This window comes from Klebsiella pasteurii, from assembly GCF_018139045.1.
Classification (GTDB): Bacteria; Pseudomonadota; Gammaproteobacteria; order Enterobacterales; family Enterobacteriaceae; genus Klebsiella; species Klebsiella grimontii.
In genome coordinates this window covers 5711780-5725939 of record NZ_CP073236.1, presented here as the reverse complement: position 1 = coordinate 5725939, position 14160 = coordinate 5711780, and the positions used below count along the sequence as shown (strand labels likewise).

14 protein-coding genes are annotated in these 14160 nt (G+C 57.4%); 2 read left to right on the top strand and 12 right to left on the bottom strand.

What is annotated here, in order from left to right; genetic code table 11:
* Positions 1-8: 8 nt before the first annotated feature.
* The 5 genes from sucA to sdhC all read right to left on the bottom strand — a co-directional run bounded on the left by sucA (position 9) and on the right by sdhC (position 6631).
* The gene (gene sucA / locus KCG39_RS26685; protein ID WP_004130528.1) at positions 9-2816 is read right to left on the bottom strand and encodes a 2-oxoglutarate dehydrogenase E1 component; all 2808 of its coding nucleotides are present in this window, start codon (positions 2814-2816) and stop codon (positions 9-11) included.
* 571 nt (positions 2817-3387) lie between these two features.
* Positions 3388-4104: a succinate dehydrogenase iron-sulfur subunit SdhB gene (gene sdhB / locus KCG39_RS26680; protein ID WP_004130526.1), complete on the bottom strand. Its 717-nt coding sequence runs from the start codon at positions 4102-4104 to the stop codon at positions 3388-3390.
* A 15-nt stretch (positions 4105-4119) separates the two neighbouring features.
* Positions 4120-5886: a succinate dehydrogenase flavoprotein subunit gene (gene sdhA, locus KCG39_RS26675; RefSeq protein ID WP_009651647.1), complete on the bottom strand. Its 1767-nt coding sequence runs from the start codon at positions 5884-5886 to the stop codon at positions 4120-4122.
* Positions 5886-6233, bottom strand: coding sequence for a succinate dehydrogenase membrane anchor subunit (gene sdhD / locus KCG39_RS26670; RefSeq protein ID WP_004100278.1), 348 nt, complete (start codon positions 6231-6233; stop codon positions 5886-5888). Before sdhD ends, sdhA begins: the two co-directional genes overlap by 1 nt.
* On the bottom strand, positions 6227-6631 hold the full coding sequence (sdhC, locus tag KCG39_RS26665; RefSeq protein WP_004130523.1) for a succinate dehydrogenase cytochrome b556 subunit: 405 nt from the start codon (positions 6629-6631) through the stop codon (positions 6227-6229). Before sdhC ends, sdhD begins: the two co-directional genes overlap by 7 nt.
* A 274-nt stretch (positions 6632-6905) precedes the next feature.
* On the opposite strand from sdhC, the gene KCG39_RS28140 reads away from it, so the two are divergent.
* Positions 6906-7058, top strand: a complete 153-nt coding sequence (locus tag KCG39_RS28140) for a hypothetical protein (RefSeq protein WP_418268728.1) — start codon at positions 6906-6908, stop codon at positions 7056-7058.
* Between the two features lie 212 nt (positions 7059-7270).
* Positions 7271-8554: a citrate synthase gene (gene gltA, locus KCG39_RS26660; RefSeq protein ID WP_004100276.1), complete on the top strand. Its 1284-nt coding sequence runs from the start codon at positions 7271-7273 to the stop codon at positions 8552-8554.
* Positions 8555-8599: 45 nt separating this feature from the next.
* Here the strand turns inward: gltA and nei are convergent, their stop codons facing one another.
* The 7 genes from nei to pxpB all read right to left on the bottom strand — a co-directional run bounded on the left by nei (position 8600) and on the right by pxpB (position 14159).
* A complete protein-coding gene (nei, locus tag KCG39_RS26655) occupies positions 8600-9391 on the bottom strand; it encodes an endonuclease VIII (RefSeq protein ID WP_049114984.1) in 792 nt (263 codons plus the stop codon).
* A gap of 15 nt (positions 9392-9406) precedes the next feature.
* Complete coding sequence (gene pcp, locus KCG39_RS26650) at positions 9407-10051, bottom strand: pyroglutamyl-peptidase I (protein WP_004130519.1); 645 nt, start codon at positions 10049-10051, stop codon at positions 9407-9409.
* A gap of 9 nt (positions 10052-10060) precedes the next feature.
* Positions 10061-11056 carry a DUF979 domain-containing protein gene (locus tag KCG39_RS26645; protein ID WP_004130517.1) on the bottom strand — a complete coding sequence of 332 codons (996 nt, stop codon included), beginning with the start codon at positions 11054-11056 and terminating at the stop codon, positions 10061-10063.
* Positions 11053-11778 (bottom strand): DUF969 domain-containing protein, encoded by a 726-nt coding sequence (locus tag KCG39_RS26640; protein ID WP_004130515.1) that lies wholly within the window; start codon positions 11776-11778, stop codon positions 11053-11055. Before KCG39_RS26640 ends, KCG39_RS26645 begins: the two co-directional genes overlap by 4 nt.
* A gap of 62 nt (positions 11779-11840) precedes the next feature.
* Entirely contained in the window at positions 11841-12587 is a 747-nt protein-coding gene (pxpA, locus tag KCG39_RS26635) for a 5-oxoprolinase subunit PxpA (RefSeq protein ID WP_004130514.1), read from the bottom strand.
* A complete protein-coding gene (gene pxpC / locus KCG39_RS26630) occupies positions 12577-13509 on the bottom strand; it encodes a 5-oxoprolinase subunit PxpC (RefSeq protein ID WP_049122802.1) in 933 nt (310 codons plus the stop codon). Before pxpC ends, pxpA begins: the two co-directional genes overlap by 11 nt.
* Entirely contained in the window at positions 13503-14159 is a 657-nt protein-coding gene (gene pxpB / locus KCG39_RS26625; RefSeq protein WP_004130512.1) for a 5-oxoprolinase subunit PxpB, read from the bottom strand. Before pxpB ends, pxpC begins: the two co-directional genes overlap by 7 nt.
* Between the last annotated feature and the right edge of the window lies 1 nt (position 14160).

Below are 14160 nucleotides of genomic sequence, written 5' to 3'. Positions count from 1 at the left end.
TCCTTTAATTAATCGACGTTCAGCGCGTCATTGACCAGATCTTGTTGCTGTTTCTGGTGAACGGACAGGTATCCTACCGCCGGAGAGGCGGAGGCCGGGCGGCCTGCATAACGCAGAGAGGCCCCAAACGGAATCACTTCACGGAAGTGATGCTGGCTGCAGTACCACGCGCCCTGGTTGAGCGGTTCTTCCTGGCACCAGACAAAATCATGCACGTGCGCATACGGTTTCAGCGCTTCCTGTACCGCCTGGTGCGGGAACGGGTAGAGCTGCTCTATACGAACGATAGCGACATCTTTTTGCTCTTTCTTGCGGCGCTGTTCCAGCAGGTCGTAGTAAACCTTACCAGAGCACAGCACAACACGCTTCACGGCTTTCGGGTCGAGATCGTCGATTTCACCGATTGCCGGCTGGAAGGTGCCGTTAGCCAGTTCGTCCATGCTCGACACCGCCAGCGGGTGACGCAGCAGCGATTTCGGCGACATCACGATCAGCGGGCGACGCATACCGCGCAGCGCCTGACGACGCAGCATATGGTAAACCTGCGCTGGCGTGGACGGTACGCAAACCTGCATGTTCTGCTCGGCGCAGAGCTGCAGGTAGCGTTCCAGACGCGCGGAGGAGTGCTCCGGCCCCTGACCTTCATAGCCGTGCGGCAGCAGCATCACCAGACCGCACATACGGCCCCACTTCTGCTCGCCGGAGCTGATGAACTGGTCGATAACCACCTGCGCGCCGTTAGCGAAGTCGCCGAACTGCGCTTCCCAGATGGTCAGGGTGCGCGGTTCCGCGGTAGCGTAGCCGTATTCAAACGCCAGTACCGCCTCTTCCGACAGTACGGAGTCCCAGACTTTGAAATGGCCCTGGCCGTTGTGGACGTGCTGCAGCGGCGTATAGGTTGAACCATTTTTCTGGTTATGGATCACCGCATGGCGGTGGAAGAAGGTCCCGCGCCCGGAGTCTTCGCCGGACAAACGCACCGAAATGCCTTCATCTACCAGCGTAGCGTAGGCGAGGTTTTCCGCGCCGCCCCAATCGAACAGCTTCTCACCGGCGGCCATTGCCTGACGATCGCCGTAGATTTTCGCGACGCGCGACTGCATCTCAACGGCTTCCGGCACCGTACTGATGCGTTTCGCCAGCTCCTGCAGACGCTTAGGTTCAACTTTGTCCGGGTAGCTCTCATCCCACTCGTGGTTAAGGTACGGGGACCAGGTAAAGGAGTGCATGTTCATCGGACGCCACTCCTGCACCACACATTCGCCGGCATCCAGCGCGTCGCGGTAGAGGTTCACCTGCTCGGTAGCGTCTTCCAGCGTCGCGACTTTGTCGGCTTCCAGCTTGTCAGCGTAGATTTTGCGCGGGGTCGGATGCTTTTTGATTTTCTGGTACATCAGCGGCTGGGTCGCGCTCGGCTCGTCGGCTTCGTTGTGGCCGTGACGGCGGTAGCACACCAGGTCGATGAAGACATCGCGTTTGAAGGTATTACGGAAATCCAGCGCCAGGCGGGTCACGAAAGCCACGGCTTCCGGGTCATCGGCGTTGACGTGGAAAATCGGCGACTGAACCATTTTACCGATGTCGGTGCAGTACGGGGTAGAACGCGCATCCAGCGGGTTGGAGGTAGTGAAGCCAACCTGGTTGTTGATAACGATGCGTACGGTACCGCCCACTTCGTAACCACGCGCTTTGGACATGTTCAGGGTTTCCTGAACCACGCCCTGGCCGGTAACCGCGGCGTCGCCGTGAATAGTGATCGGCAACACTTTGTTGCTGCTCGGTTCGTCAAGACGATCGAGACGCGCGCGTACGGAGCCGATAACCACCGGGCTGACGATTTCCAGGTGCGACGGGTTAAACGCCAGCGCCAGGTGCACCAGACCGCCTTCGGTTTCCATATCGGACGAGAAGCCCATGTGGTACTTCACGTCACCGGTACCGAGGTGCTCTTTATGTTTTCCGGCGAATTCGTCGAACAGGTCCTGCGGTTTTTTACCCAGCACGTTGACCAGTACGTTCAGACGACCGCGGTGCGCCATGCCCAGCACCACTTCGCGGGTGCCGCTCTTACCCGCGTGGCGGATAATCTCTTTGAGCATCGGGATCAGCGCATCGCCGCCTTCCAGCGAGAAGCGTTTAGCGCCCGGGAATTTCGCGCCGAGGTAGCGCTCCAGGCCTTCCGCCGCGGTCAGCTCGCTGAGGAAGCGCTTTTTCTCTTCGGCGCTAAAGCTCGCTTTGCCCGCTACCGACTCGATACGCTGCTGGATCCAGCGTTTTTCTTCGGTAGAGGTAATGTGCATATATTCCGCGCCAATGGAGCCGCAATAGGTCTGCTTCAGGGCGGAGATCAGATCGCCCAGCTTCATCGTGTCTTTACCGATGGCAAAAGAGCCTACGTTATAGATCTCCTGGAAATCGGCCTCGGTCAGATCGTGGTAAGCCGGATCGAGATCCGCCACTCTCTCTTGCTGCCAAAGTCCCAGCGGATCGAGATTCGCATGCTGGTGACCGCGGAAGCGGTATGCGTTGATGAGCTGCAGGACTTTAACCTGCTTCACATTGGTGTCAGGGTCGGAAATCGAAGAAGTGTAACGCGAGGCATCCTTCGCCAGGCGGCGGAAATAATCACGCGTTTTGGAATGAAATTGATCCGGTTTGACTCCGGTGCCAGGTAACTGCTGGAACATAGAACGCCAGTTGGCGTCAACAGAGTCAGGATCGGTTAAGAAGTCTTCATAGAGCTGTTCTATCCAGCTCTGGTTCGAACCAGAGAGGTAAGAAGAGTCCAGCCAGGCTTTCATTGCGCCGTTCTGCATCGTGATCCCTTAAGCATTTATATGCTTATTTCGCCGTAGAAACTACCACGCACAGAAGTTGTACGTGCCGGGGTTCACTTGTTGCGGATGAGTTGTGGTTTCGTCCGCTAAGGAACCTTTAAAAACTGCCATTAATCTTCGGCGTTCAGGCTGCGGTTGCGTTAGCTGCCTTCACTTACCCCGGTCACATAGTTCACTATGCTCCCGGGGATGCGTTCAGTTGCCGCCTTACCTCGCTCTGAACGCCTTGATTACTGGTACATATTTGGCGGTTTTTAAAGATTTCCTGCCATCCCCTTCATACTTCAAGTTACATGTGCGTTGGCTTTCCTCACTCACCCCAGTCACTTACTTGAGTAAGCTCCTGGGGATTCGCGGCGTCGCCGCGTGACTCGGCCTTCGGCCTCGCCCCTACGGGGCCAGCGCAAACGCTGTTCAAAACGGCTAGCCGTTTTGTCCTGTAACTCGAATTATTTAGGGTATTCATTTCCCGGCGGCGCGAACGCTGCCGGGGCTACTGCTTTTGGTAGCCCGGATAAGCGCTAGCGCCATCCGGGACAGACCGGGTTACTTATGCACTGCGCTGCAGCAGCATCGACTTAATATGGCCGATGGCGCGCGTCGGGTTCAGCCCCTTAGGACACACACTGACGCAGTTCATAATGCTGTGACAGCGGAATACGCTGAAAGCATCGCTCAGCCCTTCGAGGCGCTCGCTGGTTTCGGTATCGCGGCTGTCGATCAGGAAGCGATACGCGGCCAGCAGGCCTGCCGGGCCGATAAACTTGTCCGGGTTCCACCAGAACGACGGGCAAGACGTTGAACAACATGCGCAGAGAATACACTCGTACAGACCATCGAGTTTCTCACGCTGCTCTGGCGACTGCAGATGCTCGCGAGCCGGAGGATTTTGCCCATTATTCAACAAGTAAGGCTTAATCTTCTCATATTGTGCATAGAATTGCCCCATGTCTACCACCAAATCACGGATAACCGGTAATCCTGGCAGCGGACGGATAACAATTTTCTTGCCCGGCTGATTCAGCGCGGAGATCGGCGTGATGCACGCCAGACCATTTTTCCCGTTCATGTTAAGACCGTCAGAACCACATACCCCTTCACGGCAGGAGCGGCGGAACGACAGCGACGGATCTTTCTCTTTCAGCTGGATTAACGCATCCAGCAGCATCATGTCACGACCTTCTTCCGCTTCGAGGGTGTAGTCCTGCATGCGCGGAGCATCGTCTACGTCCGGGTTATAACGATAAACTGAAAACTCGAGTTTCATATTCCTGTCTCCGCATTAATAAGTACGAATCTTCGGCGGGAATGCCGGACGCAGCTTCGGTTCCATATTGACGCTACGACGCGTCATGGATTCCGACTCTGGCAGATACAGGGAATGGCACAGCCAGTTTTCATCATCACGATCCGGGAAGTCGAAACGGCTATGCGCGCCGCGGCTTTCGGTACGATAGTTCGCAGACATTGCAGTGGCGTAAGCGGTTTCCATCAGGTTATCCAGCTCCAGACACTCAACGCGCTGGGTGTTGAACTCGCTGGAAGTATCATCCAGACGAGCGTTTTTCAGACGCTCGCGGATCGCTTTCAGCTGCTCAAGGCCCTTCGCCATCGCGTCCCCTTCGCGGAATACCGAGAAGTTATGCTGCATACACTCTTGCAGCGCTTTGCGGATTTCGACCGGATCTTCACCATTGCGGTTGCCGTTCCAGCGGTTCAGACGTTCCAGCGAAGCGTCGATCTCGTCATCCGTCGCGTCGCGCAGTACGCCCTGCTCGGCGATAGATTCTTGCAGGTGCAGACCCACCGCGCGACCAAAGACCACCAGGTCAAGCAGCGAGTTGCCGCCCAGACGGTTCGCGCCGTGTACCGATACGCAGGCGATTTCGCCTACCGCGAACAGCCCCGGAATCACCACGTCTTCGCCCTGCTCGTTGACGGTCAGCGCCTGGCCACTCACTTTGGTCGGAATACCGCCCATCATATAGTGGCAAGTCGGGATAACCGGAATCGGCTCTTTCACCGGGTCGACGTGAGCAAAGGTACGAGAGAGTTCCAGAATACCCGGCAGACGGGATTCGAGAACCTCTTTACCCAGATGGTCAAGCTTCAGCTTGGCGTGCGGGCCCCAAGGACCGTCGCAGCCGCGACCTTCACGGATTTCGATCATGATGGAACGCGCCACCACGTCACGACCCGCCAGGTCTTTCGCATTCGGCGCATAACGCTCCATAAAGCGCTCGCCGTGTTTATTCAGCAGATAGCCGCCTTCGCCGCGGCAGCCTTCTGTCACCAGAACGCCCGCGCCGGCGATACCGGTCGGGTGGAACTGCCACATTTCCATATCCTGCACCGGAACGCCGGCACGGATCGCCATACCCACGCCGTCGCCGGTATTGATATGAGCATTGGTGGTGGACTGGTAAATACGGCCTGCGCCGCCGGTCGCCAGCACGGTGGCGCGGGCTTTAAAGTAAACCACTTCACCCGTTTCGATACACAGAGCGGTACAACCGACCACCGCGCCATCGGCGTTTTTCACCAGATCCAGCGCGTACCACTCGGAGAAAATAGTGGTATGGTTTTTCAGGTTCTGCTGATAAAGGGTGTGCAGCAGGGCGTGACCGGTACGGTCAGCCGCCGCAGCGGTACGTGCCGCCTGCTCGCCGCCGAAGTTTTTCGACTGGCCGCCGAACGGACGCTGATAAATCGTGCCATTTTCGAGACGGGAGAACGGCAGCCCCATATGGTCCAGCTCCAGAATCGCTTCCGGGCCGGTTTTACACATATATTCGATGGCGTCCTGATCGCCAATGTAGTCCGACCCCTTAACGGTGTCGTACATATGCCATTCCCAGTTATCTTCATGGGTATTACCGAGCGCGACGGTGATACCGCCCTGCGCGGAAACGGTATGGGAACGGGTCGGGAAAACTTTGGAGAGCAGCGCACAGGTCTGGCCGCTCTGGGAAATCTGCAGCGCCGCGCGCATACCTGCGCCACCGGCACCGATCACAACTGCATCAAATTCTCTGACAGGCAATTTCATTACACACCCCACACCACAACAAATCCATAAAGAACGTAAGCCACCAGCGCAACAACGATCAGCAGTTGCAGAATTAAGCGTACAGCCAGTGGTTTAACGTAGTCCGTTAACACCTGCCACATCCCAATCCAGGCGTGGATCAGAATGGAAACGAGAGCCAGCAGGGTGAAGACTTTAGTGAACGCGGAGGAGAAAAAGCCCGTCCAGACTTCCCATGAAATTTCACCGGTGGTGGCAAAGAAGCCCACCATATAGATGATGTAGAGGGTCAGAACGATAGCGGTAGCGCGGACCAGAATAAAGTCATGTACGCCGTTGCGTCCTAGTGCTGAGGCGTTGCTTACCATACGAGGACTCCTGCGAGAAGTGAAAGCACGACAGTAATAACAAAAGAAATTTTGGCGGAGCGTGTCCCTACTTCGAGGGTTTCTTCAAGATAGCCAAAATCCATCAGCAGGTGGCGGATACCGACTACCGCGTGATACGCCAGCGCGGTCAGGATGCCCCACATGATGAACTTCACAAAGAAGCTATCCATAATGGATGCCGCAGTGAGAAAACCTTCGGGAGAGGAAAGGCTGGTGCCCAGCAGCCAAAGCAGAATCCCGACCGCCACGAAGGTGATCACTCCGGATACGCGATGGAGAATGGACGCTATCGCCGTGATTGGGAACCGGATCGTTTGCAGATCCAGATTGACAGGTCTTTGTTTTTTCACATTTCTTACCATGAATAACGCCCACATGCTGTTCTTATTGTTTCCTTCCTCCGGTCTGCTTGCGGGTCAGACAGCGTCCTTATCTATAACTAAAAGTCATGTTAAAACGCCTTTCCAGGAGTTAAAGCGTGACAAAATAACGCTGGGTGGCTCGGGATTGCAGGGTGTTCCGGAGACCTGGCGGCAGTATAGGCCGTTCACAAAATCATTACAATTAACCTACATATAGTTTGTCGGGTTTTCTCCCGAACAGTGATCAATGTCACGATAACAACATATTTTTAATTTTTAATCATCTGATTTGACAAATATTAAACATTATTGTTACAACCATTACCAGATAAATGCAATAATACGCAAAAGTTATGGGGTCACTCTTTTACCTGAGAATAAGTTATGCAACAGTGAGAGAGTATTGACCGATGTAATCAGGACAGTTATTAGTGGTATATAGTTTTATAATATTCGGGCTGCTAAAACGCTGATTTGCTGTTGTTTCATCGTAGGCTGAAGACGTACCATCAAGCGCCCTTGCTCTGTACCCTGCCCTTTTCGCGACGCAGAGCGATGTGCAACATAACAAACTGGTAACGTCATCTGCTACGGGCCGAATGCAAATCCACCACCCGGCAGTCTTAAGCAATAAAGGCGCTAAGGAGACCATAAATGTCTGATGCTAAAGCAAAAATCACCCTGGGTGGTGATACTGCTATCGAACTGGATGTGCTAAAGGGCACGCTCGGTCAGGATGTTATTGATATTCGTAGTCTTGGTTCAAAAGGCGTATTTACTTTTGACCCTGGTTTCACCTCAACCGCATCCTGCGAATCTAAAATCACCTTTATCGACGGTGATGAAGGTATCCTGCTGCACCGCGGTTTTCCGATCGATCAGTTAGCAACCGACTCCAACTATCTGGAAGTATGCTACATCCTGCTGAACGGTGAGAAGCCGACTCAGGCCCAGTACGACGAATTCAAAACAATCGTTACTCGCCACACTATGATTCACGAACAGATTACCCGTCTGTTCCACGCGTTCCGCCGCGATTCACATCCGATGGCCGTTATGTGCGGTATCACCGGCGCGCTGGCCGCGTTCTATCACGATTCGCTGGATGTGAATAACCCACGCCATCGCGATATCGCCGCATTCCGCCTGCTCTCCAAGATGCCGACGATGGCGGCAATGTGTTACAAATATTCTATCGGTCAGCCTTTCGTTTATCCGCGCAACGACCTCTCCTACGCGGGTAACTTCCTGAATATGATGTTCTCCACGCCGTGTGAAAAATATGAAGTGAACCCGATTCTGGAACGCGCGATGGACCGTATCCTGATCCTGCACGCCGACCACGAACAAAACGCTTCGACCTCCACCGTGCGTACCGCCGGCTCTTCCGGCGCGAACCCGTTTGCCTGCATCGCAGCGGGCATTGCCTCCCTGTGGGGACCGGCGCACGGCGGCGCCAACGAAGCGGCGCTGAAGATGCTCGAAGAGATCAGCTCCGTTGAACACATTCCGGAATTCGTCCGTCGCGCGAAAGACAAAAACGACTCTTTCCGCCTGATGGGCTTTGGCCACCGGGTGTACAAAAACTACGACCCGCGCGCCACCGTTATGCGTGAAACCTGCCATGAAGTGCTGAAAGAGCTGGGCACCAAAGACGATCTGCTGGAAGTGGCTATGGAGCTTGAGCACATCGCGCTTAACGACCCGTACTTCATTGAGAAGAAACTTTACCCTAACGTCGATTTCTACTCCGGTATCATCCTCAAAGCGATGGGCATCCCATCCTCCATGTTTACCGTTATCTTCGCGATGGCGCGTACCGTGGGCTGGATTGCGCACTGGAACGAAATGCACAGCGACGGCATGAAAATCGCCCGTCCGCGTCAGCTGTATACCGGCTACGAAAAGCGCGATTTCAAAAACGATATCGCCCGCTAGGTCGGCTATCGCTACGACAAAAAACGCGCCTTCTGGCGCGTTTTTTTATTGCTGACATCCCGGACACCAGTAAAACGGCCGCGACGACAGCATGGTCCTCTCGATAATTCCGCCGCAGCGCTCGCAGGCCTCCCCTTCGCGATGAAAAACCTTAAAGCGAAACAGCGCGCCGTGGTGCTTATTCTCCTCCACCACACCGCGGGTGTTGTAGGACAAGCGCGGGATCTCCAGCAGCGCCTGCGCCAGCGCATCGAGCTGTTTCTCATCCAGTTCAGAGGCTTTATGCCGCCCGGTCAGCCCCACCTGCCAGAGGATCTCCACCCGCAGATAGTTGCCTAATCCGGCAAGAAACGCCTGATCCAGCAGCAGACCGGAGAACTGGCGGTTACGGAATTTCGCCGTCAGCAGCCGCGCTTTGACCTGTTCAACGCTAAGGCGCATATCAAGTACATCCGGCCCGACCCGCAGCAAAAACGGATGGCGGGCGAGCTGCTCGGGCGTCAGCATCTCAATCTCAGAGGCGCTATAGAGCAAAATCGCCTTGCGCGCGGTCTGCAGCCTAACGCGGAGAACGCGCGTCGTTTCAGGCTGCGACCCCGCGTCCACCACCCGCCAGACGCCGTAAAGTTGATTGTGGCTATACAGCGTTAGCCCGCCGGAGAAGTGGGTCAGCAGCGCCTTACCGCGAGTTTCAATGTGCGTCACTCGCTGGCCGACCAACTGAGATTGATAATGTTGTAACTGCGGAAAGGCGAACCACGCCCCGGTTAGGGGTTCGCCTTTAATCGCCGCTTCCAGGCTATCCGCCGCGCGGCGAATTTCCGGACCTTCCGGCATAATCTTATCCTTATGTTAATGCGTTGCGCCGCCGCCGACTTTCACGTCTCCGTCCTGCTGCAGGGCAACGGCGATAGCCGTTTCCAGCGCCGCACGCACCGTGTCTACCGCCATACTCGCTTCGCCAGGGTGAGCCGCAGCCTGCTCCGGCAAATACGGAATATGGATAAAGCCGCCCTTCGCGCCGCTGCCGTTACGCAGGCTATGCAGCAGGCCATACATCACGTGATTACAGACAAACGTTCCCGCCGTCTGCGATACCGACGCCGGGATACCTTTGCTCCGCAGGGCGGTCACGATCGCTTTGATCGGCAGCGTGCTAAAGTACGCCGCCGGGCCTCCGGCAACGATCGGCACATCGATCGGCTGCTGGCCTTTATTGTCCGGGATCCGCGCATCATCGACGTTGATCGCCACGCGTTCAACGGTGATATCGACGCGACCGCCCGCCTGGCCAATCGCCAGCGTTAAGACAGGTTTCAGCTCCTCCAGCGCGGCGTTCAGCGCCGTCAGGGCTTCGCCAAAGACGCACGGCAGCTGCCGCGCCACCACCGGCTGCCCGGCGATGATAGCGCCGTCCAGCCGCTTTACCACTTCCCACGAAGGGTTAACCGCTTCGCCGCCAAACGGTTCAAAACCGGTAATCAGTACGCCAGCCATGATCCCTCCTTACAGGAACATCAGGAAATAGAGCAAAAATACGTTCACGATAAGCAGCATAACGCCGGTCGGCACCTGGGCTTTGATCACCGCATTTTTATCCGGCAGCTCCAGCAGCGCGGCCGGGACGATATTGAAGTTCGCCGCCATTGGGGTCATCAGGGTCCCGCAGTAGCCTGAGAACATGCCAATTGCCGCCATCACCGCCGGGTTACCGCCGTGCTGCAGCACCAGAATCGGGATCCCGACACCCGCCGTCACGATGGGAAACGCGGCGAAAGCGTTGCCCATCACCATCGTCAGCAGCGCCATACCCAGGGTATAGACGGCCACGGCGATAAATCGGCTGTCTACCGCCAGATAGTGCTGGGTCAGCCAGGAGATGCTATTGCCGACGCCCGCGGCGGTAAACAGCAGCCCGAGCACCGCGAGGATCTGCGGCAAAATAAACGCCCAGCCCACTGAATCCAGCAGGCGACGAGCTTCCTGCAACGGCTGCGCCGCGGTTTCATGGGTCATGCGGATAGCCATCACCAGGCCGAGCAGCGTACCTGCGGTCATTGAAAACAGCGTGATCAGCGTGGCGTGATTGCCCGGACCAAAGATAGCGACCTGCAGCGAGGGGAGATTATTAAACAGCAGCACGCCGATCACCGTCACCACCGGTATCGCCAGCGCCGGGAAAAACAGCCGGTTGCCAAGACGCGCGGCGCTGGCGGTACGTTCTTCCTGCGAGCGCTGATGATAGCGGCCGAGACGCACGCCGCCAAAACCGGCGATCAGTGCCAGTACCACCACCACCACGCCAACGCCGATATTGACGGTGCGCTTGTCGCCAACCAGCTCATAGGTCCAGTCGCCAAACAGAAACACCAGACCATACAGTCCCCAGAACAGGCCGGTTGTCAGCCTGCGCGGATTGGCCTTATCGCGCCATGACATCACTGCTACCAACAGTAGGACAACGCCCGCCAGCCAGTACAGCCAGGTTTGCTGAAAATTCATGCTGCACCGCCTTTCGCCTGACCGGCGTTAACCTTGTCCAGCTCGCGCTGGAGATGACGGTCGAGGCGCCACAGGCGGGCGGAGTGGATCAGGAAGGCGCATACCGCCGTGGGTATCCCCCACAGGGCAATATGCAGCGGCTCAGTCTGAATGCCCCCCGACTCCAGCATAAAGTTATGCATAAAGATAATCGCCCCGAAGGCAACGAATATATCTTCCCCGAAGAACAGGCCAACGTTATCGGTCGCCGCCGACATCGCGCGTAGACGATAGCGGACCTCTCCAGGCAAGGCGCCAAAGTTTTTCTCCGCCGCCCCTTCCGCCATCGGCGCCAGTAGCGGGCGCACCATTTGCGGATGTCCGCCCAGGCTGGTGAGGCCCATCGCCGCGGTTACTTCACGCACGAACAGATAGACGATAAGCAAACGACCGGCGGTGGCGCTGCGGATCTTCGCGATCCACGTCTGCGCGCGCTCTTTCAGGCCGTGCCGCTCCAGCAGGCCAATCACCGCCAGCGGCAGCAGAAGAATAAACGGCAGGTTGCGGGTATTGAGAAATCCTTCGCCCAGCTTCTCCAGAATGGTCGCGATCGGCATATGCGCCGTCAGACCCGTGATGATCCCGGAGACAATAACCACCAGCACCGGGTTGAAACGCAGAACAAATCCGACCACGATCGCGGCAATACCGATCAGTGGCCAGAGAGATAATGACTCTCCCATAATTACATCCTGTATGTTGTTGTGAGTTGTTGTCTAATGTTAATTGATTGATAATATTGTTTTTATTCTTCTACTTCCGCACTGACCTGTATATTGCGTCCGGCAAACGCCGCGCGCAGACGGCGTGCAAAATCCAGCGCGTGCTCGCCGTCACCGTGCAGGCAGACGGTTTCCGCCACTACGTGCGCCCATTCGCCGGTGATACTGCGCACCCGGCTGTGCTGCACCATTTCCAGAGTTTGCGCCAACGACTGTTCTTCGCTTTCGATCAGCGCGCCAGCCTGGGTGCGCGGCACCAGGCTGCCGTCCGCCAGATAACCGCGGTCGGCGAAGACCTCCTGACGAGTTGTCAGCTGATAACGTTGCCCGGCGCGAATCAGCTCGCTGCCCGCCAGGCCAACCAGCACCAGACCCGCGTCAACGTCATATACCGCTTTGGCGATAGCGTCGGCAAGCTGCGGATCTTTTGCCGCCTGGTTATACAACATACCGTGCGGCTTGACGTGCCGCAGCTCGCCGCCCTGCGCGCGCACCATCGCCGCCAGCGCGCCAACCTGATACAGCGTTTGCGCATAAACCGTCTCCGGCGGCAGCTGCATCGCCGTACGGCCGAAATTTTCCCGGTCGGGAAAGCTGGGGTGCGCGCCAACCGCGACGCCATATTTCAGCGCTTCGCGAACGCACTGCAGCATCATCAGCGCATCGCCCGCATGGAAACCGCAGGCGATATTGGCGGAAGAGACCAGCTGCAGCAGCGCGCTATCGTTGGCGCAGCCTTCGCCGAGATCGGCGTTTAAATCAATCTTCATCGTTAAGTCTCCATGCCAGTTGTTCAAAGTAACGTTGCCTGTCGGCGCGCGCTTTCAGCGCTTCCTCTAGGGAACAGGGAACAAAGTGGATCGGTTGTCCCAGCGGGATCTGCGCCAACTGATACATGTCGGCTTCGATGATGGTCGCAATCCGCGGATAGCCGCCGGTGGTCTGCGCGTCGTTCATCAGTACGATGGGCTGGCCGTTATGCGGAACCTGCACCACCCCGGGCAGCAGACCGTGGGACAGCATCTCGCGATCGGTCGTTCGCTTCAGCGGTTGCCCCTGCAGGCGGTAGCCCATGCGATTGCTCTGCGGGCTAAGCTGCCAAGGCGAGCGCCAGAAGGCGTCCTGCGACACGCTATCGAACTCCTGGTACTCCGGCCCGGGCAGCGCGCGGATGCGGTTGCCGATGGGCAGCTGCTTCACGCCGCGCGGCCCGCGGAACTGCTTATCCGATTTCCCCAGCTTCAACCGGTCGCCGTCCTGTAGGCGTCGCCCTTCCAGGCCGCCAATCCCCACTTTCAGGTCAGTGCTGCGCGAACCCAGCACCTTCGGTACCGCAATTCCCCCCGCCACCGCCAGGTAGCTGCGCACGCCGTGCTGGGGATTCTTGAGCACCAGATGCTGCCCGGCCTTGACCGCCGTTCGCCAGCCCACCCATACCGGCTCGCCATCGAGCTTCGCCTCGCAGGCGGCGCCGGTCAGCGCAAACCAGCCGTTACGCTCAAACTGAATATCCACCTGGCCCAGCGTTATCTCCAGCGCCGCGGCGTTGGCGCCGTTCCCCACCAGCAGATTAGCGGTGACCAGCGCCGGCTTATCCATAGCGCCGCAGCGGCTGATGCCCAGTTGACGCAACCCTTCACGCCCACCGTCCTGCACCGAGGTATACATTCCGGCGCGGATAATTTTTAACATACGCCCTCCTTTTGCGGCACAAAACGCACCCGGTCGCCGGAACGCAGCAACACCGGCTCCTTGCGCTTCGGATCAAACAGCGCCAGCGGTGTACGCCCCAGCAACTGCCACCCACCGGGCGTCGCCAGCGGATAAATTCCGGTTTGCGCCCCGCCGATACCGACGGACCCTGCGGGCACCAGCAGGCGCGGCTCCGCCCGTCTCGGCATCGCCAGCTGCTCCGGCAGGCCGCCGAAATATGGGAAGCCCGGCTGGAAGCCGAGGAACCACACCACGTACTCCACCGACGAATGCAGCTCAACCACCTGCTTCTCGCTCAAGCCGCTATGGCGGGCAACTTCCCCCAGATCCGGTCCGTATTCGCCGCCATAAACCACCGGGACCGAAACCTGCCGCGACTCCGGTTCGAGCGTATCGCACTCCTCCCACCAGAGCTGCAGGCGTTCAATCGCATCCCACGCCGTCTGCTGCGGATTACGCAATATCACGGTAATGTTGTTCATGCCCGGGATGGCTTCCACCACCTCAGTATGGCCTACCAGACGCTGGGCTAACCGCCAGATCCGCTTCTGACTTTCCAGCGATACCGGCGGCTCAAGCTCCAGTACCACTGCCGTTTCACCTAACAAATAACAACGCGCTCGCTGCACT

Coding starts and splice junctions, on each gene's coding strand:
- sucA (WP_004130528.1), bottom strand. CDS start 2,816: ATGCAGAACGGCGCAATGAAAGCCTGGCTGGACTCTTCTTACCTCTCT.
- sdhB (WP_004130526.1), bottom strand. CDS start 4,104: ATGAAACTCGAGTTTTCAGTTTATCGTTATAACCCGGACGTAGACGAT.
- sdhA (WP_009651647.1), bottom strand. CDS start 5,886: ATGAAATTGCCTGTCAGAGAATTTGATGCAGTTGTGATCGGTGCCGGT.
- sdhD (WP_004100278.1), bottom strand. CDS start 6,233: ATGGTAAGCAACGCCTCAGCACTAGGACGCAACGGCGTACATGACTTT.
- sdhC (WP_004130523.1), bottom strand. CDS start 6,631: ATGTGGGCGTTATTCATGGTAAGAAATGTGAAAAAACAAAGACCTGTC.
- gltA (WP_004100276.1), top strand. CDS start 7,271: ATGTCTGATGCTAAAGCAAAAATCACCCTGGGTGGTGATACTGCTATC.
- nei (WP_049114984.1), bottom strand. CDS start 9,391: ATGCCGGAAGGTCCGGAAATTCGCCGCGCGGCGGATAGCCTGGAAGCG.
- pcp (WP_004130519.1), bottom strand. CDS start 10,051: ATGGCTGGCGTACTGATTACCGGTTTTGAACCGTTTGGCGGCGAAGCG.
- KCG39_RS26645 (WP_004130517.1), bottom strand. CDS start 11,056: ATGAATTTTCAGCAAACCTGGCTGTACTGGCTGGCGGGCGTTGTCCTA.
- KCG39_RS26640 (WP_004130515.1), bottom strand. CDS start 11,778: ATGGGAGAGTCATTATCTCTCTGGCCACTGATCGGTATTGCCGCGATC.
- pxpA (WP_004130514.1), bottom strand. CDS start 12,587: ATGAAGATTGATTTAAACGCCGATCTCGGCGAAGGCTGCGCCAACGAT.
- pxpC (WP_049122802.1), bottom strand. CDS start 13,509: ATGTTAAAAATTATCCGCGCCGGAATGTATACCTCGGTGCAGGACGGT.